This is a genomic window from Idiomarina seosinensis, from assembly GCF_044797955.1.
Taxonomy (GTDB): domain Bacteria; phylum Pseudomonadota; class Gammaproteobacteria; order Enterobacterales; family Alteromonadaceae; genus Idiomarina; species Idiomarina seosinensis_A.
This window is the reverse complement of record NZ_CP085211.1, coordinates 1776754-1794285: the sequence shown is the minus strand read 5'-3', so window position 1 is coordinate 1794285 and position 17532 is coordinate 1776754. Positions and strand designations below refer to the sequence as shown.

The following is a 17532-nucleotide window of genomic DNA, read 5'->3' as shown; positions in this document are numbered from 1 at the left end:
GCGGAAAAGTTTAAAAAAGAACTTGACGATTACCTAAAGGGATGTAAAATACGCCTCCCTGCTTCGGAAAGAAGCAACGCTCTTTAACAATATATCAAGCCAAGCAAACTGTGTGGGCACTTGCGAAAGTAAGCAAACGAAAATTGTATTGCAACTTTTGAATGAGTGTTCAGCAAGACTTCGGTAACGAAGTTAAGCAAAAACGCGTAATTTATTGAGTTGATTGAACTACTTTTAATTGAAGAGTTTGATCATGGCTCAGATTGAACGCTGGCGGCAGGCCTAACACATGCAAGTCGAGCGGTAACATTTCCAGCTTGCTGGAAGATGACGAGCGGCGGACGGGTGAGTAATACTTGGGAACTTGCCTCTAGGCGGGGGACAACCACTGGAAACGGTGGCTAATACCGCATAATGTCTACGGACCAAAGTGGGGGATCTTCGGACCTCACACCTAGAGATGGGCCCAAGCGGGATTAGCTAGTTGGTGAGGTAATGGCTCACCAAGGCGACGATCCCTAGCTGTTCTGAGAGGATGATCAGCCACACTGGGACTGAGACACGGCCCAGACTCCTACGGGAGGCAGCAGTGGGGAATATTGGACAATGGGGGCAACCCTGATCCAGCCATGCCGCGTGTGTGAAGAAGGCCTTCGGGTTGTAAAGCACTTTCAGTGGTGAGGAAAGGGTAATCGTTAATAGCGGTTACAGTTGACGTTAGCCACAGAAGAAGCACCGGCTAACTCCGTGCCAGCAGCCGCGGTAATACGGAGGGTGCAAGCGTTAATCGGAATTACTGGGCGTAAAGCGTACGTAGGCGGTGTGTTAAGCAAGATGTGAAAGCCCCGGGCTCAACCTGGGAATGGCATTTTGAACTGGCACGCTAGAGTCCTGAAGAGGGTGGTAGAATTTCCAGTGTAGCGGTGAAATGCGTAGATATTGGAAGGAATACCGGTGGCGAAGGCGGCCACCTGGTCAGAGACTGACGCTGAGGTACGAAAGCGTGGGGAGCAAACAGGATTAGATACCCTGGTAGTCCACGCCGTAAACGATGTCAACTAGTTGTTCGTGTCTTTAAGACGTGAGTAACGCAGCTAACGCACTAAGTTGACCGCCTGGGGAGTACGGCCGCAAGGTTAAAACTCAAATGAATTGACGGGGGCCCGCACAAGCGGTGGAGCATGTGGTTTAATTCGATGCAACGCGAAGAACCTTACCATCCCTTGACATCCAGTGAATTTTCCAGAGATGGATTAGTGCCTTCGGGAACACTGAGACAGGTGCTGCATGGCTGTCGTCAGCTCGTGTTGTGAGATGTTGGGTTAAGTCCCGCAACGAGCGCAACCCTTATCCTTAGTTGCCAGCACGTAATGGTGGGAACTCTGGGGAGACTGCCGGTGATAAACCGGAGGAAGGTGGGGACGACGTCAAGTCATCATGGCCCTTACGGGATGGGCTACACACGTGCTACAATGGCGCATACAAAGGGCAGCAAGCCAGCGATGGTTAGCGAATCTCATAAAGTGCGTCGTAGTCCGGATTGGAGTCTGCAACTCGACTCCATGAAGTCGGAATCGCTAGTAATCGTGGATCAGAATGCCACGGTGAATACGTTCCCGGGCCTTGTACACACCGCCCGTCACACCATGGGAGTGGGCTGCACCAGAAGTGGTTAGTTTAACCTTCGGGAGAACGATCACCACGGTGTGGTTCATGACTGGGGTGAAGTCGTAACAAGGTAGCCGTAGGGGAACCTGCGGCTGGATCACCTCCTTACAAAATAGCTTACGGCAGTAAGTGTCCACACAGTTTGCAGGCTTGATAGCAATAGAGAAGAATTCGGGTAGGTCGCGTCCTGACGCGACGCAATGCCTGAAGGTTACTGGGTCTGTAGCTCAGCTGGTTAGAGCGCACCCCTGATAAGGGTGAGGTCGGCAGTTCAAGTCTGCCCAGACCCACCACTTCTGCGCTGTGAACTGCGTTGCTGCGTCGTCGCATGCTGATGCATGCGTCCTCCTTGCGGCCTTGTCACAGCTTGAAGTTCCCTTTTAGGGTTGTGTCGGACATGCCGACAGACCTTCGGTCTGTGGGGCCATAGCTCAGCTGGGAGAGCGCCTGCCTTGCACGCAGGAGGTCAGCGGTTCGATCCCGCTTGGCTCCACCACTTCTTCTCTAAACGTAGCCTGCGTCCTGACGCAGGAAGCGATGTTAGCGTTAAACAGCCTGGACAGGCTATTTACCGGTAACCTTGTGTTACGCGCTCTTTAACAACATGAAAAGCTGATTGTAAAAAAGTAAGAAATGCCACTCTATTTGAACCTATGTGTAAGGTAGAGGCGTATCGAACTTGTGTACAGCAAAGAACAAACAATCTTAGTTGCATTACAGCACTGAAGTTAAGCGCAAGCAGACACTTTGGGGTTGTATGGTTAAGTGACTAAGCGTACACGGTGGATGCCTAGGCAGTTGGAGGCGATGAAGGACGTACTAACTTGCGATAAGCCATGATAAGACAGTAAGAGTCATTTGAGTCATGGATTTCCGAATGGGGAAACCCACTCTGTTTACAGAGTATCCGGCACTGAATCTATAGGTGCCAGGAAGCGAACCCGGAGAACTGAAACATCTAAGTACCCGGAGGAAAAGAAATCAATTGAGATTTCCTCAGTAGCGGCGAGCGAACGGGAAACAGCCCTTAAGCTTATTAAGTGTTAGCAGAATCCGCTGGGAAGCGGAGCCACAGACGGTGATAGCCCGGTATGTGACGGCACATAGTAAGTGAAATCGAGTAGGTCGGGACACGTGTTATCCTGACTGAACATGGGGGGACCATCCTCCAAGGCTAAATACTCCCAACTGACCGATAGTGAACCAGTACCGTGAGGGAAAGGCGAAAAGAACCCCGGCGAGGGGAGTGAAACAGAACCTGAAACCGTGTACGTACAAGCAGTAGGAGCCTCCATGAGGGGTGACTGCGTACCTTTTGTATAATGGGTCAGCGACTTATATTCTGTAGCAAGGTTAACCGTATAGGGAAGCCGTAGGGAAACCGAGTCTTAACTGGGCGTTGAGTTGCAGGGTATAGACCCGAAACCGGGCGATCTAACCATGAGCAGGTTGAAGATTGAGTAACATCAATTGGAGGACCGAACCCACTAATGTTGAAAAATTAGGGGATGACTTGTGGCTAGGAGTGAAAGGCTAATCAAGCCCGGAGATAGCTGGTTCTCCCCGAAATCTATTTAGGTAGAGCCTCGGACGAATACCTGCGGGGGTAGAGCACTGTTTGGGCTAGGGGGTCATCCCGACTTACCAACCCCATGCAAACTCCGAATACCGCAGAGTACTATCCGGGAGACACACGGCGGGTGCTAACGTCCGTCGTGGAGAGGGAAACAACCCAGACCGCCAGCTAAGGTCCCAAAGTTATGGCTCAGTGGGAAACGATGTGGGAAGGCACAGACAGCTAGGAGGTTGGCTTAGAAGCAGCCATCCTTTAAAGAAAGCGTAATAGCTCACTAGTCGAGTCGGCCTGCGCGGAAGATGTAACGGGGCTAAGCCATACACCGAAGCTGCGGCAGCGCATTTATGTGCTGGGTAGGGGAGCGTTCTGTAAGCGGATGAAGGTGTGTTGAGAAGCATGCTGGACGTATCAGAAGTGCGAATGCTGACATGAGTAACGATAATGGGAGTGAAAAACTCCCACGCCGGAAGACCAAGGTTTCCTATCCCATGCTAATCAGGGTAGGGTAAGTCGGCCCCTAAGGCGAGGCGGAAACGCGTAGTCGATGGAAAACAGGTTAATATTCCTGTACCGATGTTTATTGCGATGGGGGGACGGAGAAGGCTAGGCAGGCCGGGCGTTGGTAGTCCCGGTGAAAGTGCGTAGGCTGAGAGTTTAGGTAAATCCGGACTCTTAAGGCCGAGACACGAGACGAGCACCCAAGGGTGCGAAGCTGTTGATGCCATGCTTCCGGGAAAAGCCTCTAAGCTTCAGATAAACATTGACCGTACCCGAAACCGACACAGGTGGTCAGGTAGAGAATACTAAGGCGCTTGAGAGAACTCGGGTGAAGGAACTAGGCAAAATAGTACCGTAACTTCGGGAGAAGGTACGCCGCTGGTGGTGATTGACTTCGCGTCATGAGCTGCCGGCGGTCGCAGTGACCAGGTGGCTGGGACTGTTTATTAAAAACACAGCACTCTGCTAACTCGAAAGAGGACGTATAGGGTGTGACACCTGCCCGGTGCCGGAAGGTTAATTGATGGGGTTAGCGTAAGCGAAGCTCTTGATCGAAGCCCCGGTAAACGGCGGCCGTAACTATAACGGTCCTAAGGTAGCGAAATTCCTTGTCGGGTAAGTTCCGACCTGCACGAATGGTGTAACCATGGCCACGCTGTCTCCACCCGAGACTCAGTGAAATTGAAATCGCTGTGAAGATGCAGTGTACCCGCGGCTAGACGGAAAGACCCCGTGAACCTTTACTACAGCTTGGCACTGAACATTGAACCTACATGTGTAGGATAGGTGGGAGGCTATGAAACACCGGCGCCAGTTGGTGTGGAGCCACCCTTGAAATACCACCCTTGTATGTTTGATGTTCTAACCTGGCACCCTTATCGGGTGTGGGGACAGTGCCTGGTGGGTAGTTTGACTGGGGCGGTCTCCTCCCAAAGAGTAACGGAGGAGCACGAAGGTTGGCTAAGTACGGTCGGACATCGTACGGTTAGTGCAATGGCAGAAGCCAGCTTAACTGCGAGACAGACACGTCGAGCAGATACGAAAGTAGGTCATAGTGATCCGGTGGTTCTGAATGGAAGGGCCATCGCTCAACGGATAAAAGGTACTCCGGGGATAACAGGCTGATACCGCCCAAGAGTTCATATCGACGGCGGTGTTTGGCACCTCGATGTCGGCTCATCACATCCTGGGGCTGAAGTCGGTCCCAAGGGTATGGCTGTTCGCCATTTAAAGTGGTACGCGAGCTGGGTTTAGAACGTCGTGAGACAGTTCGGTCCCTATCTGCCGTGGGCGTTTGAGAGTTGAGAGGGGCTGCTCCTAGTACGAGAGGACCGGAGTGGACGAACCTCTGGTGTTCCGGTTGTCACGCCAGTGGCACTGCCGGGTAGCTACGTTCGGGATCGATAACCGCTGAAAGCATCTAAGCGGGAAGCGAGCCTCGAGATAAGCTCTCACTAGCACTTTGAGTGCTCTAAAGGGTTGTTGAAGACTACAACGTTGATAGGCGGGGTGTGGAAGCGCAGTAATGCGTTGAGCTAACCCGTACTAATTGCCCGTGAGACTTAACCATACAACACCCAAGGTGTTTGTAATTGTTGAGACAAGTTTGAACGCTCTGCAAAGACATAGGTTGCGTAAGACGCGACAAATTGAGTGGCATGTACAATCAGATTTTTATGTTGTGACAGTTTTTGTCTGGCGGCCATAGCGGTATGGCACCACCTGGCTCCATTCCGAACCCAGTAGTGAAACATACCAGCGCCGATGGTAGTGTGGGGTCTCCCCATGTGAGAGTAGGACACCGCCAGACTTCAAATAAACAACCCCGGCCGTTTGGCCGGGGTTTTTTTATGCCCGTCGGTAAACCGACGCTTACCCACGACCGGAATACACTCCTCGTAATCCCTTCATATCTCGGTATTTCGTGTTATGATCGCCCACTTGTTGGTTTAGCCGAATGAAAATTATGAGCACTGAAGTAGAGCATCTAAAATTAATGGCCAAAGAGGCTGCACGGCGGGCTTACGCGCCTTATAGCCAGTTCTCAGTTGGCGCAGTAATAAAGACCCACGATGGTACATTAATTAGCGGATGTAACGTTGAAAATGTATCTTACGGGCTGTCGAATTGTGCTGAGCGCACGGCAATTTTCCGCGCTATTGCTGAAGGTGTTGATGTTAAATCCGTGGATACGGTGGTTATCTATACGCCAACAAAAGAAATTCATTCGCCTTGTGGCGCCTGTCGCCAGGTGATGGCCGAATTCCTGCAAGGCGACACGACCTTTATGTCATTCTCCGAACAGGGCATGAAACAATGGACGGTAAGCCAGCTACTGCCAGACGGATTTTCATTTTAGTTTAGTCGCTTTACTTTTCAATGCTGTACATTAAATCGCCGCTCTGGCTTTCCGCCGATGAAGTTGACTCTATCCACAGGTGATCCGTCAACTGGTAACGCAGGAAAAACGACGATGTCGACTCGATAAGCCCTATACCGTATTTAATATAAAGTTTTGGCGTCAGATACTTGCCTAAATATAGCGAGGTGTCATTAACATTTTCGGTTTCTGACTCCAGTGCAACCTCGTCAAATCCAAACGTATTCTTTAAATTCTCGGTAAACGAATCGGTAATATTTCCTGTCAGCAATAAAGCGGCCTGAAGTTCAAGATTGCTTGACTCGGAGTCCGAGTTGGGTGGACGTCCAAAAAGTAAATAAGAAAGAACCGACGCATCAGGCATGGCTGGGTCTGAAAATAAGTTCAGTTCGGGATTGCGCAACGTTCCGCGCACTTGAGCGCCTACCTGCTCAGGCGTGTTGCCAGAATCCGGTAAATCGCGAACAACCTGTAAATTAAGGCCCGGGTTATCGACAGGGCCACCGTTGTATATCAACTGGCCGGTATCGATGGTTAACTCCTGGCCATAAATCTCGTAAGTCCCGGCTTTAACGCCAACCTTGCCTGTGGCCCGGGCAATGGACTCACTACTTTGAGAAACACTCATGCCTCCGGTAAGCTCACCCTCAAAACCATAGGCCGAAACCCTTACTTTGTCGCCCAGAGTTACGGTAACGTTGGTGCTGGACGTTATCCCCGTTTCTGATGGTTCGGTTTTCTGCTGTTTAATAACAACATCTGCTGACGGGCTGGTTTCGCCTGACAAACGCAGCGGTGTAATGAGTGCCTGTGGGATAGCAATGTCGCCACTAATGGACAAGTGGCGTTCGGCAAAATTAACCTGCATATCCGGGCTAATGTAAACACTGAGTTGCGGGGTGTCCAGCAACCGTAACTGTTGACCGTTTAACTGCAGACTAAAGCTTTGCTCGCTGGTATCGGTTTTACCCCGGAGGCTGAATTGCCCATCGCCGACTGAACCTGAACCTTGCAACTGATATTGAGCACGCCCCTCAGCAGAAGGTTGCAGCGAAAGCTGGGTGTCGGTTACCAGGGTGCCGGTGGGATTAATCAGTAATTCCTCTATGTCAGCAGTAAGATGGGGCATTACTGTTGGACTCAACAACTGACCACCGATAGTAATATCAGCATTTAGCTGCCCTTTAGCTGCCCCGATCGGCGCTACTAAAATTTCGATAATGCCAATATCGGCCAGGGACGCCTGGACAGAACCACCGAGTTCACCGCTGCTGGTTAGTTCTGAAAGACTGAGCTTGCCATCAACCTGCAGGTCAGCTTCTTCAGCTACCGCCATTAGACTGAGAGAGGTAACATCGCCGTCAGGCATTATTTCAACTAGTAGATTATCTACCAGGATAGAATCTTCCATTCCGGTTAGCATCAAATTGTCAGACTGTAACCTGGCTGTCACTGACTTTGGTGTAAAAGAGCGCAGGTTAACAACAGAACTGACATCAACATCAAGATCGCCCTCAGTTCTGACCCGAGCCGTAGGTGTAAAATAATTAATAATCGAGAGCGGCTGTTTATAGGCGGTTAACTGTAAGGAAACCTCGGAATTCTTTGTTTCAAGCTTATTGGTTTTTAGGCAGACAGGTTCGCCAACGGATTGCTGGAGCACGCAGAAGTCATCAATTTGTAGATTAGCGTCCTGCCACTGATAGTTGATAGTGGCCTTCTTGGTTAACGCAAATTGCTCCAGTTCTTCAGGAGCCAATGTCAGCTGCTCGATTATCAATTTAACGGCATTCTGGCTTAACTGGCTTGTTAACCCAAGATCAACGTCAGTGTTGGCTATAATGCCCTGTAAGCTAAGTGACTGTTGAGCGAGATTACCGCTTAGCAGCAGGTTTAGATCGCTGATCAGCTGGTCCTGCAGGCTTAACCTTTGACTGTTGATCTGTACCTCGGCCCAGGGCGATTGAAGATCGCCCTCTGCGGTAGCACTGACCGAGAGTGCACCTGCTGCATCTATGGGCAGTAGTGGTAAGTTCTGCAAGTCAGGTATTTCTGCATTAATGCGAAGCTGACGGCCCGGGGCCATCATGCCCTGAGCCGTTGCGGTAATGCCCTGCCAGGCGAAGTTAAACTGATCAACTTCAATATAGGGCTGCTGATAACTGAGGTCTGTGACTAATGAAACTGGCTTTTCAAAAAGCTCTCCTTCGATTGAGGAGTGCAGTTTGATGCCGTCATTCCAGCTTATTTTGGCGTCGCCTTTAACTTTGCCATCAAACTGTGAGTCACTGAGCTGAAAGTTCGTAATATTCAGCTCTGAAGCCGTTAATTGCGCCGCGGCGAGTAACTCAGCCCGGTGCTGATTAGGAAACTGAGTGGAGATTCGGGTATCAAGGTTTAATTGATTAATGGCTCCTTTGACATCTATTTGACCAGAATTTCGGGTTTCCTGATAAGCTATTTCGTCGCTCTGCAGCTGCAGATCCATAGTCACCGGCTTGCCCAAGCCAACCCTGCCATTAAGTGTCAAAACACCGTCGAATAAGCCCTCGAGCTGGCCAGTCAGTTGTTTTATTTCTAGTTTATCCTTATTGAGTGTAAATTTCCCGGTAACATTAGCTGCCTGACGACTGTCTTTTACGGTCAGGTCGGGGGTGGCTGTCAGTGAGGTATTTTTATCGCCACTAAAAGTTGCTACGCCGTCAATGGTTAAAGATTCATCCACAGAAATAGGGGTAAGTGCGTTTATCCATGCTGAAGGCTGCAGTTGCGATAGGCTTACGTCGGCTTTCCAACTAAGGCTCGATAAAGGGGCTACAACGCTGAATTCAGTATTAACGGCTAAATTATCCTGCCCCTGTAAAGATCCGCTCAACTCTTCTAAGTCACCGCTTGATGCCAACCGCAATGCCGCTTTTGGATAGTCCGGAGAGTGAAGTCTGGCAAGCAGCTCAAGTTGGTAACTAAAAGGATACGCTAGCTTAGCGTCAGCTGTTAAATCGAGGGTTGTGTACTGATGTTCGACAACTAACTGCTCAACCTTAAGATCACCTGCAGCGGATAAGGATGCTGCGGCAGTTAAGGCAAGCTTTTGTTCAGGGGCATCATTAATGAAAACCCAGCTAGGTTGTGCTGAAAAGTGCTGAAGCTCTACGGCTAGAGGTAACTGGATTGCGACAGAGCTTAAGTCGCTTGACGACGCAGCTGACTGATCGTTGCTGTCAGCGGCGCGAAGGCGAAATTCGCCTGAGCCGAGAACCAAGTCATTAATCACCAGGTTGCCTGCGAACAACTTACGCGGTGACCAGGTTAAGCTGGCTGAGGAAAGCTGAGCAGCGAAGGGGCCAGTATCAATTGTTACGTTGCGCACTGAAAATTGATCGAGCAGGCGACCCTCAAATCCTTCAAACTGTATTGATTCGGCAACCAGTGGCTTACCCAGATTAAGTAGCCACTGACTACCAGTATGGGTACTCAGCAGACTCAACAAGACAGCCGGTAAAATGATAAAGACCAGCACCGCCAGGCTTAGTACCCCATAAGATAAGCGTTTATAGATGCTCATAGGTCAGGCCCCAGGGTAAAATGCAGCCGCCATGGATTACCCGGCTCATCGATGGCCTGAGCTAAGTCCAGCCTAATCGCACCCACAGGAGATAACCAACGCAGACCAAAGCCTATACTTTGTTTGAGATCCTGGTTCGGCTCGATCATGGTATTGCCAATGTCTGAAAAAACCGCAAGCCGCCAGCTATCCGCAATCCTATAATCGAACTCGGCACTGGCCACGGCCAGATACCGGCCGCCGATAACTGCCTGACTCGGATCCTCAGGGCCAAGCTGCTCATAAGCGTATCCCCGCACGCTGTTGTCGCCCCCCGCAAAAAACCTTAATGACGGCGGTAAACGGTAAAAATTATCAATGTAGGTCGCGCCAGCTTCTGCGCGGCTTAATAACCGCCACCGCTCGCTTAACGTCCATACAGATTTAAACTTGATATTGCCCTGCACCATATCGGCGTCCGACAACAGGCCCCCGGCTGCCGCCCGCAAACCGAAACTGATGCGCCAGCCATTAACGACATTAATGCGCTGATCAGAACTAAGGTAGCGCCATTTGACGCCGGGTACTAAAAACTCCGAACGGTCATTTTGTATGCCGACGGTAAAATCTTCGTGGAACCAGCTGAGATCATACTCCCGTTGCCACCGGTCATAGGTGAAAACATCTAATGCGGCTACGCGATAGACTTGAGAATTAACGCTTTCATTGTCTTTATTACCAATTTCCGTTCGCAGTTGGTGATAATCCATTTGCGGTTTTTCACCCGGGATATGGTAAATCGCAGTAGCCCGGCTCTCGTACTGTGCTAACTGCACCGCCGAGCGGAACTGGTGGCCGCGATTGTTTACCCAACGTCGGTCCAGGCCCGCCGTTAACCGAACCCCGGTATCGGTGCCATAGCCAGCACCAAAACGATAGTGTGTCTTTTTATTCGCTGAGGTTTCTACCCTGACCGGAACTTGATTGTTGGCATTAGCATTTTTCCAGTCACTGACAATTTGTACTTCCGAAAAATAATCGCTGTTGCTTAAATCGACCTGGAATTTACTGAGTTCGCTGGTCATGTAAGGCTCACCAACATCAAAACGGGCATAACGTCTGATTAAATCATCTTGCAGATGACTGGAGCTGATATCCAGTTCACCAAAATAGTAGCGGGGACCACTGTTCAGGACAACCTGCACCGCAGCACTATTCTGTTCCTTATCGACAATAACTTGTGTGCGCTTAAAGTCGGCCTGATGATAGCCTCTCTGGATTGCGCGGCTTAAAAGTGCCGATTTTTGTTTTTCGTATTCGCCGTGATGAAAAACCCGACCGGTTTTTACCTGTCCTTTCTTAATCACTGCTGTGAGTTGTTCATCAGTTTCGGCATCGCCATCAATGACCCATTGGTTTTCGTCGATAATAACAGGATCATTTAAACTGATATTGTAAGTCGCCTGCCAGGTCGAATCACTTTCTTGTTTGAGAGATGAGCTGACTTCAGTTTGATAATAGCCAAATGGTTGTAGTGCCAGCTTTATTTCTTTAGCGGCCTGTCGGTGTAAATAACGGATTTGATAAGGCCGGTAAGAACGGGCGGAATCCATATTTGCTATTTGTAAGTAACTTTTCACGTTGTCCAGACGGTTTCCTTCGACGCCTTTTATCTGCACCTTAACTTGCTGACTGCTGGCGGTTACAGGAAACCATAGAGCGATACATAAAACACAATATAAAAGCTGAGTAACAGGTAATTTCCGCAATATAATCATTCGCTAAACTGCTCCGGATGCTGCCTTTTATAATCGCATGGCTGTCATAGTAAAGTAAAATTATACCGCCTGTGCAAACTGCTCATTTTATCTTCAGTTAAACACCTTTCCGGCAGTTTCTACTTGCTTGCCGGGTCAAGCTAAGTATAATCCCAAAACAAGACTTAGGGGCGTAGTTCCAACGGCAGAACAGCGGTCTCCAAAACCGACGGTTGGGGGTTCGAATCCCTCCGCCCCTGCCAAGTCTTAGCTTCCCTTGATTGGCCATCACTTTGCTGGAATACCACTGCACTATTAAGTACACTAGTCACTAACGTCCCAGTTAACAAATTACCATGGCAAAAGATGCAGAAACATTGGCACAAACAGCAAATCACTGTTTTACAGGCAATGAATGTTCCTCTCTATCAGCTGCGCAGCTGCGAACAGGACCACCAGGGGATACCCTCGGCTAAACCTGAACACTACTGTTATCGACTGGGACCCTTGTTGATCAGTGCTGCTAAACCATTACCGGTACAGTTACCACAGTGGTTACAGGACTGTTGCACACTGCTTGAAACAAGACCCGTTGCTATTAAGCCGGCAACAGATCCGGTTGACAGCTATGACTTTGCCCAGCTTCAACAGCAAATGTTGAGCGCCGCAGGGAAACAATCATTTTGGCTGCAACTCAGCAAACACCTGTAAGCCTTATTAATTTGGCTGCGCCCAGCAGGAACTTATACCAAATCGAATGTGCGGCTCACACCCGTCCCTGGTCTGCTGAGGTATTTTTACAAAGCAAAGGCCCCGGCTATCGTTGGTGTGAAGCTCGTATTGGGTCTCAACCCGTTGGCTTCACTGTTTGCCAACAAGTAGCCGATGAACTCACTCTTCATAATATTGCTGTCAGCCCCCGTTACCAGGGGCAGGGCATTGGTGCCGTTTTAATCAAGGACATCTTAGCTTATGCCGAGGCCAGGCTACTCACTGTTTTTTTAGAAGTTCGAGTGAGTAATCAAAAGGCGTTAAACTTGTATCATCATAGCGGCTTTGAGACAGTGGGCCGGCGTCCTCATTATTACCGTCTGCAGGATAGTTTTGAAGATGGGCTGGTTATGCGCTGGACGCCGGCTACAACACCTTAAATTAGGAAGTAAAAGATAATGCGCGAACAAGCTGAGCAGATTTTATCGCTGGTGGACTTAACCACCTTAAATAATAATGACAGTGGGGCGGATATAAGCCAGCTGTGTGAAAAGGCCAGTATTGGTAAAAACACTGTTGCTGCCCTTTGTGTTTTTCCTGAGTGGGTGTTTAAAACCCAGCAGGAACTAGCTAAGCGCGACCTGCAGATACCAGTTGCTACCGTCACTAATTTTCCCGAAGGACACGCAGATGTTGCCCGCGCCGTGGCCGAAACTGAGCGGGCATTAGCGGTTGGCGCTGATGAAATAGATGTTGTATTACCCTATCAAAACCTGCTTCAGGAAGACGAAAAAAAGCCGGCTGAATTAGTTAAACAGGTAAAGCAAGTGTGTGAAGGCCGGGCAAAATTAAAAGTTATTATCGAGTCCGGCCAACTAATGCACAGTGACTTAATTCGGCGCGCCAGTGAGATTGCAATAACCGAAGGGGCAGACTTTATTAAAACCTCGACCGGCAAGGTGAAGGTTAATGCAACACTGCAAGCTGCTGAGGTTATGTTGCAAACCATTAAAGAATCGGGGTCGTCCTGCGGTTTTAAGGCCGCGGGCGGCATTAAAACTCTGGACCAAGCGCAACAGTACGTTGCTATAGCTACCCGCCTATTAGGTGCTGACTGGGTAAAAGCCAGCCACTTTCGTATTGGCGCCAGTAGCTTGGTGGATGATTTAAAGCAGCAACTTAGCGAGTAGAGCGACTATGTTCATTGCACAAGAAGCCATTCGCGCAAAGCGTGACGGCAACTCACTCACTGATCAGCAAATACAGCAATTTGTCAGCGGTATTACAGAGCAAAGTGTCAGTGAAGGGCAAATTGCCGCGATGGCGATGGCAATTTACTTTCAGGGTATGGAAGAGCGAGAAAAAGCAACTTTAACACTGGCTATGCGCGATTCTGGCGAGATACTTAACTGGCAATCGATGGACTTAGGCGGTCCGGTACTGGACAAGCATTCAACAGGGGGAGTGGGCGATGTTGTCAGCCTGATGCTGGGACCAATTGTTGCAGCATGTGGCGGCTATGTGCCGATGATTTCCGGTCGTGGGCTGGGGCATACGGGCGGAACCCTGGATAAGTTTGACGCCATTCCGGGTTATCAGACAGCGCCCGATAACACGCTTTTCCGGCACACGGTAAAAACAGCGGGGGTTGCCATAATCGGCCAGACGGGACAGCTTGCGCCGGCAGATCAACGATTCTATGCGACCCGCGATATTACCGCAACGGTTGAATCGATCCCGCTAATCACTGCGTCGATTCTGGCTAAAAAATTGGCCGAGGGGCTGGATGGCCTAATTTTGGACGTAAAAACCGGAAGCGGTGCTTTTATGGCGCAATACGCACAGGCTCTGGAACTCGCTCAAAGTCTGACCTCCGTTGCTAATAGTGTGGGGGTCAGGACGGCGGCCTTACTAACCGACATGAATGAGCCGCTGGCATCTGCTGCAGGTAATGCGGTAGAAGTGCAGCTAGCCATCGATTATTTAACCGGCGCCCATCGGGGAGAACGGCTGCATCAGGTAACTGAGGCCCTTGCCGCCGAGATGCTGCTGCTAGGTGGACTGGCCGATAGTCGCCAGCAGGCTCTCGGGCTAGTTAATAAAGCTCTGAGTTCGGGGCAGGCGGCCGAACGTTTTGCACTAATGGTGAGCACTCTGGGCGGCCCTGACGATTTACTCGAAAAACCTCAACAGCATCTAGCACAAGCAAAGCGGGTTAAGCCGCTGACAGTAAAGGAGGCGGGGCTTGCCACAAGTGGATTTGTCACTGCTATCGACACGCGAGCCATTGGCATGGCGGTGGTAGCTTTGGGCGGGGGTCGGCGAATGGCAACGGATGCGCTTAATTATGCGGTCGGTTTGACGGATTTAATTGAAGTAGGTTCGCCGCTGCATGCCGATACGTGTTTAGTGACCATTCATGCAGACAATGAAAGTGGCTGGCAGCAAGCTGCTGCTATGGTGTCTAAAGCCATTACTATTAGTGAAGAGCAGCCGGCGGCAAAAGACATGATTTATCAACGGATAACGGAGTAAATAAACATGGCCCGGGCAATTGTGGTGGTACTGGACTCTTTTGGCATTGGTAGCGCACCCGATGCAGTCGAATTTGGCGATAGTGGCGCGGACACCTTTGGCCATATAGCCGAGTATCGCGCACAGCAAGGGCGGCCGCTAAAGCTGCCTAATCTTACCCGGCTCGGGTTGGCCGCCGCTCATCGTGGCGCAACTGGCCGTTTTGCAGCTGGTTTTGAGAACACCCGCGCCGAGTACAGCTATGCCTGGGCTGCGGAGCGATCTTCAGGCAAAGATACGCCGTCGGGACACTGGGAACTAATGGGTGTGCCTGTTCATTTCGACTGGGGTTACTTTGAACAAAAAGAGGATTCCTTTCCGCAAAGTCTGCTTGATGAGTTAATTCAGCAGTGCGATTTGCCCGGGGTACTTGGAAACTGCCAGGCCTCAGGCACCGAAATTATCGAGCAGCTTGGCGAGGAGCACATCAAAACTGGTAAGCCTATCGTTTATACCTCGGCTGACTCGGTCTTTCAAATCGCTGCTCACGAACAACATTTTGGTTTACCAGCCTTGTATCAGGTGTGTGAAACGGCTCGCCGGCTGCTGAATGACTATAATATCGGTCGTGTAATTGCCCGCCCATTCGTTGGTGAAGAGGCTGGCAGCTTTGAGCGTACTCACCAGCGCCGTGATTATGCGGTAAAACCGCCGGCAGCAACTGTGTTGGATAAACTAACTGCGCAGGGTGGCAAAGTCATTGCGATCGGTAAAATCGCTGATATTTTTGCGCATCAGGGTATTTCGCAGTCGATTAAGGCGGCCGGCAGCGAGGCGCTGCTTGATGCTACCCTTGATGCCATGCAGAATGCCCCGGAGCAAAGCTTAATTTTTACCAATTTAGTCGACTTTGACACCCTTTACGGCCATCGCCGCAACATTGAAGGCTATGCCGGCGAACTGGAAAAGGTAGATGCGCGTTTACCACAGTTAATGCAGGCTATGGGGCCTGATGATTTGCTGGTGCTGACCGCCGATCACGGTTGCGATCCCAGCTGGCCGGGTAGCGATCATACCCGTGAGTTTGTGCCTTTTCTGATGGCTGGTAATAGTTTCAGGGCCGGCAGTTATGGTCAGCGCGACAGTTTTGCCGATTTAGGTCAGACTCTTTGCGATTTATTTGAATTGCCGCCAATGGACGAAGGGCAGTCTATGATTTCTGGAAAAACAGTCTGATCTGTTGATAAAATTGCGCCTTAGCCCCCCTTAAAACTTAAAAAAGAGTGATTAATGTCCGATAAAAGTTATCAAAACGAAGTAGATAAGCGCAGAACGTTTGCGATTATCTCGCACCCCGATGCCGGTAAAACGACAATAACCGAGAAGGTTCTGTTGCATGGCCAGCAGATCCAGAAAGCCGGTACCATTAAAGGTAAAAAGTCGGGGCAGCATGCTAAATCTGACTGGATGGAAATGGAGCAAGAGCGGGGCATTTCGGTTACCACCTCGGTAATGCAGTTCCCTTATCACGATCAGTTGGTTAATTTGCTGGATACACCGGGCCATGAGGACTTTTCTGAAGATACTTACCGGACTTTAACTGCCGTTGACTCCTGTTTAATGGTGATTGACGGAGCAAAAGGGGTGGAAGACCGGACCATAAAGTTAATGGAGGTAACTCGTCTCAGAGATACGCCTATTATTACCTTTATGAATAAATTAGACCGCGACATTCGCGATCCGCTGGAGCTATTGGATGAAGTAGAAGACGTGCTGAAGATTATGTGCGCGCCGATAACCTGGCCGATTGGCTCAGGTAAGAATTTTAAGGGCGTATACCATCTTTTGCGGGACGAAGTTATTCTGTACAGAACTGGTCAGGGCCATCGAATTCAGGAAACTGACGTCATTTCAGGTCTCGACAACACTGAATTAGATCAACGACTGGGTGTCTGGGCGGAAGAACTGCGAGAGCAAATTGAGCTGGTTAAGGGTGCATCCAATGAGTTTGATAAGGAGCTTTTTTTAGCCGGCGAACTGACTCCGGTGTTCTTTGGTACGGCTTTGGGGAACTTTGGTGTTGACCATATGCTGGACGGGCTGGTTGATTGGGCGCCAAAACCACAGCCACGGGCAACGGACGGCGGTGAACAAGTTGATCCTGAAGGCAATAAGTTCTCTGGCTTTATTTTTAAAATACAAGCAAACATGGATCCTCGCCATCGTGACCGCGTCGCTTTTTTGCGTATAGTTTCCGGCAAATACGAAAAAGGCATGAAAATGCGACAGGTAAGAACGGATAAGGATATACGTATCAGTGACGCGCTGACCTTTTTAGCGGGCGACCGCTCCCAGGTCGAAGAAGCTTTCCCTGGTGATATTATTGGCTTGCACAATCACGGCACCATTCAAATTGGTGACACCTTTACCGCTGGCGAGACCTTTAAATTCAGTGGCATACCAAACTTCGCACCTGAGCTTTTCCGCAGAATCCGGTTAAAAGATCCGTTGAAGCAAAAGCAACTGCTAAAAGGTTTAGTACAATTATCCGAAGAAGGCGCAGTCCAGGTCTTCCGGCCTCTGATAAGTAATGACTTGATCGTCGGTGCCGTTGGTGTTTTGCAGTTTGATGTGGTTGTTCATCGCTTAAGAACCGAATACAAAGTGGAAGCCATGTACGAAAATATTAATGTTGCGACTGCTCGTTGGGTAAGTGGCGACGAGCGCAAACTGGACGAGTTTCGTCGTAAAGCGGAAGCTAATCTGGCATTAGACGGGGGTGATAACCTGACCTATATTGCGCCGACTATGGTCAATTTAAGTTTAGCCCAGGAGCGCTACCCTGATATCACTTTCAGCCATACCCGCGAACACTAAGTGCCGC

At 49.9% G+C, this 17532-nt stretch carries 9 protein-coding genes, 3 tRNA genes and 3 rRNA genes; 13 read left to right on the top strand and 2 right to left on the bottom strand.

All coding sequences use genetic code 11. The features are described from left to right. Positions 1–235 precede the first annotated feature (235 nt). The 6 genes from LG288_RS08485 to cdd all read left to right on the top strand — a co-directional run bounded on the left by LG288_RS08485 (position 236) and on the right by cdd (position 6101). Positions 236–1776, top strand: a 16S ribosomal RNA gene (locus tag LG288_RS08485). 108 nt (positions 1777–1884) lie between these two features. Further along, a tRNA-Ile gene (locus tag LG288_RS08480) sits at positions 1885–1961 on the top strand. 127 nt (positions 1962–2088) lie between these two features. Continuing rightward, a tRNA-Ala gene (locus LG288_RS08475) sits at positions 2089–2164 on the top strand. A gap of 263 nt (positions 2165–2427) precedes the next feature. After that, positions 2428–5312, top strand: a 23S ribosomal RNA gene (locus LG288_RS08470). Between the two features lie 124 nt (positions 5313–5436). Further along, a 5S ribosomal RNA gene (gene rrf, locus LG288_RS08465) occupies positions 5437–5552 on the top strand. Together the 16S, 23S and 5S rRNA genes with 2 tRNA genes alongside form the textbook arrangement of a ribosomal RNA operon. A gap of 156 nt (positions 5553–5708) precedes the next feature. Continuing rightward, on the top strand, positions 5709–6101 hold the full coding sequence (gene cdd, locus LG288_RS08460; RefSeq protein ID WP_404399774.1) for a cytidine deaminase: 393 nt from the start codon (positions 5709–5711) through the stop codon (positions 6099–6101). 10 nt (positions 6102–6111) lie between these two features. Here the strand turns inward: cdd and LG288_RS08455 are convergent, their stop codons facing one another. Together LG288_RS08455 and LG288_RS08450 are read right to left on the bottom strand one after the other, a co-directional pair. Continuing rightward, a complete protein-coding gene (locus tag LG288_RS08455) occupies positions 6112–9687 on the bottom strand; it encodes a translocation/assembly module TamB domain-containing protein (protein WP_404399773.1) in 3576 nt (1191 codons plus the stop codon). After that, the gene (locus LG288_RS08450; protein ID WP_404399772.1) at positions 9684–11444 is read right to left on the bottom strand and encodes an autotransporter assembly complex family protein; all 1761 of its coding nucleotides are present in this window, start codon (positions 11442–11444) and stop codon (positions 9684–9686) included. The genes LG288_RS08455 and LG288_RS08450 overlap by 4 nt, the downstream gene beginning before the upstream one ends. Positions 11445–11610: 166 nt before the next feature. On the opposite strand from LG288_RS08450, the gene LG288_RS08445 reads away from it, so the two are divergent. The 7 genes from LG288_RS08445 to prfC all read left to right on the top strand — a co-directional run bounded on the left by LG288_RS08445 (position 11611) and on the right by prfC (position 17525). After that, positions 11611–11686: transfer RNA gene (locus LG288_RS08445), tRNA-Trp, on the top strand. Between the two features lie 103 nt (positions 11687–11789). Further along, entirely contained in the window at positions 11790–12134 is a 345-nt protein-coding gene (locus LG288_RS08440; RefSeq protein ID WP_404399771.1) for a hypothetical protein, read from the top strand. Next, on the top strand, positions 12107–12574 hold the full coding sequence (gene rimI, locus LG288_RS08435; protein WP_404399770.1) for a ribosomal protein S18-alanine N-acetyltransferase: 468 nt from the start codon (positions 12107–12109) through the stop codon (positions 12572–12574). The genes LG288_RS08440 and rimI overlap by 28 nt, the downstream gene beginning before the upstream one ends. 18 nt (positions 12575–12592) lie before the next feature. Continuing rightward, entirely contained in the window at positions 12593–13324 is a 732-nt protein-coding gene (gene deoC, locus LG288_RS08430; RefSeq protein WP_404399769.1) for a deoxyribose-phosphate aldolase, read from the top strand. A gap of 7 nt (positions 13325–13331) precedes the next feature. Continuing rightward, positions 13332–14669 carry a thymidine phosphorylase gene (gene deoA / locus LG288_RS08425; RefSeq protein ID WP_404399768.1) on the top strand — a complete coding sequence of 446 codons (1338 nt, stop codon included), beginning with the start codon at positions 13332–13334 and terminating at the stop codon, positions 14667–14669. 6 nt (positions 14670–14675) lie between these two features. After that, entirely contained in the window at positions 14676–15884 is a 1209-nt protein-coding gene (locus LG288_RS08420) for a phosphopentomutase (protein WP_404399767.1), read from the top strand. Between the two features lie 54 nt (positions 15885–15938). Beyond that, the gene (gene prfC / locus LG288_RS08415) at positions 15939–17525 is read left to right on the top strand and encodes a peptide chain release factor 3 (RefSeq protein ID WP_404399766.1); all 1587 of its coding nucleotides are present in this window, start codon (positions 15939–15941) and stop codon (positions 17523–17525) included. Positions 17526–17532 lie beyond the last annotated feature (7 nt).

Bases quoted from the DNA above. Each gene is read 5' to 3' on its own strand.
- cdd (WP_404399774.1), top strand. From the start codon at position 5,709: ATGAGCACTGAAGTAGAGCATCTAAAATTAATGGCCAAAGAGGCTGCA.
- LG288_RS08455 (WP_404399773.1), bottom strand. From the start codon at position 9,687: ATGAGCATCTATAAACGCTTATCTTATGGGGTACTAAGCCTGGCGGTG.
- LG288_RS08450 (WP_404399772.1), bottom strand. From the start codon at position 11,444: ATGATTATATTGCGGAAATTACCTGTTACTCAGCTTTTATATTGTGTT.
- LG288_RS08440 (WP_404399771.1), top strand. From the start codon at position 11,790: ATGCAGAAACATTGGCACAAACAGCAAATCACTGTTTTACAGGCAATG.
- deoC (WP_404399769.1), top strand. From the start codon at position 12,593: ATGCGCGAACAAGCTGAGCAGATTTTATCGCTGGTGGACTTAACCACC.
- deoA (WP_404399768.1), top strand. From the start codon at position 13,332: ATGTTCATTGCACAAGAAGCCATTCGCGCAAAGCGTGACGGCAACTCA.
- LG288_RS08420 (WP_404399767.1), top strand. From the start codon at position 14,676: ATGGCCCGGGCAATTGTGGTGGTACTGGACTCTTTTGGCATTGGTAGC.
- prfC (WP_404399766.1), top strand. From the start codon at position 15,939: ATGTCCGATAAAAGTTATCAAAACGAAGTAGATAAGCGCAGAACGTTT.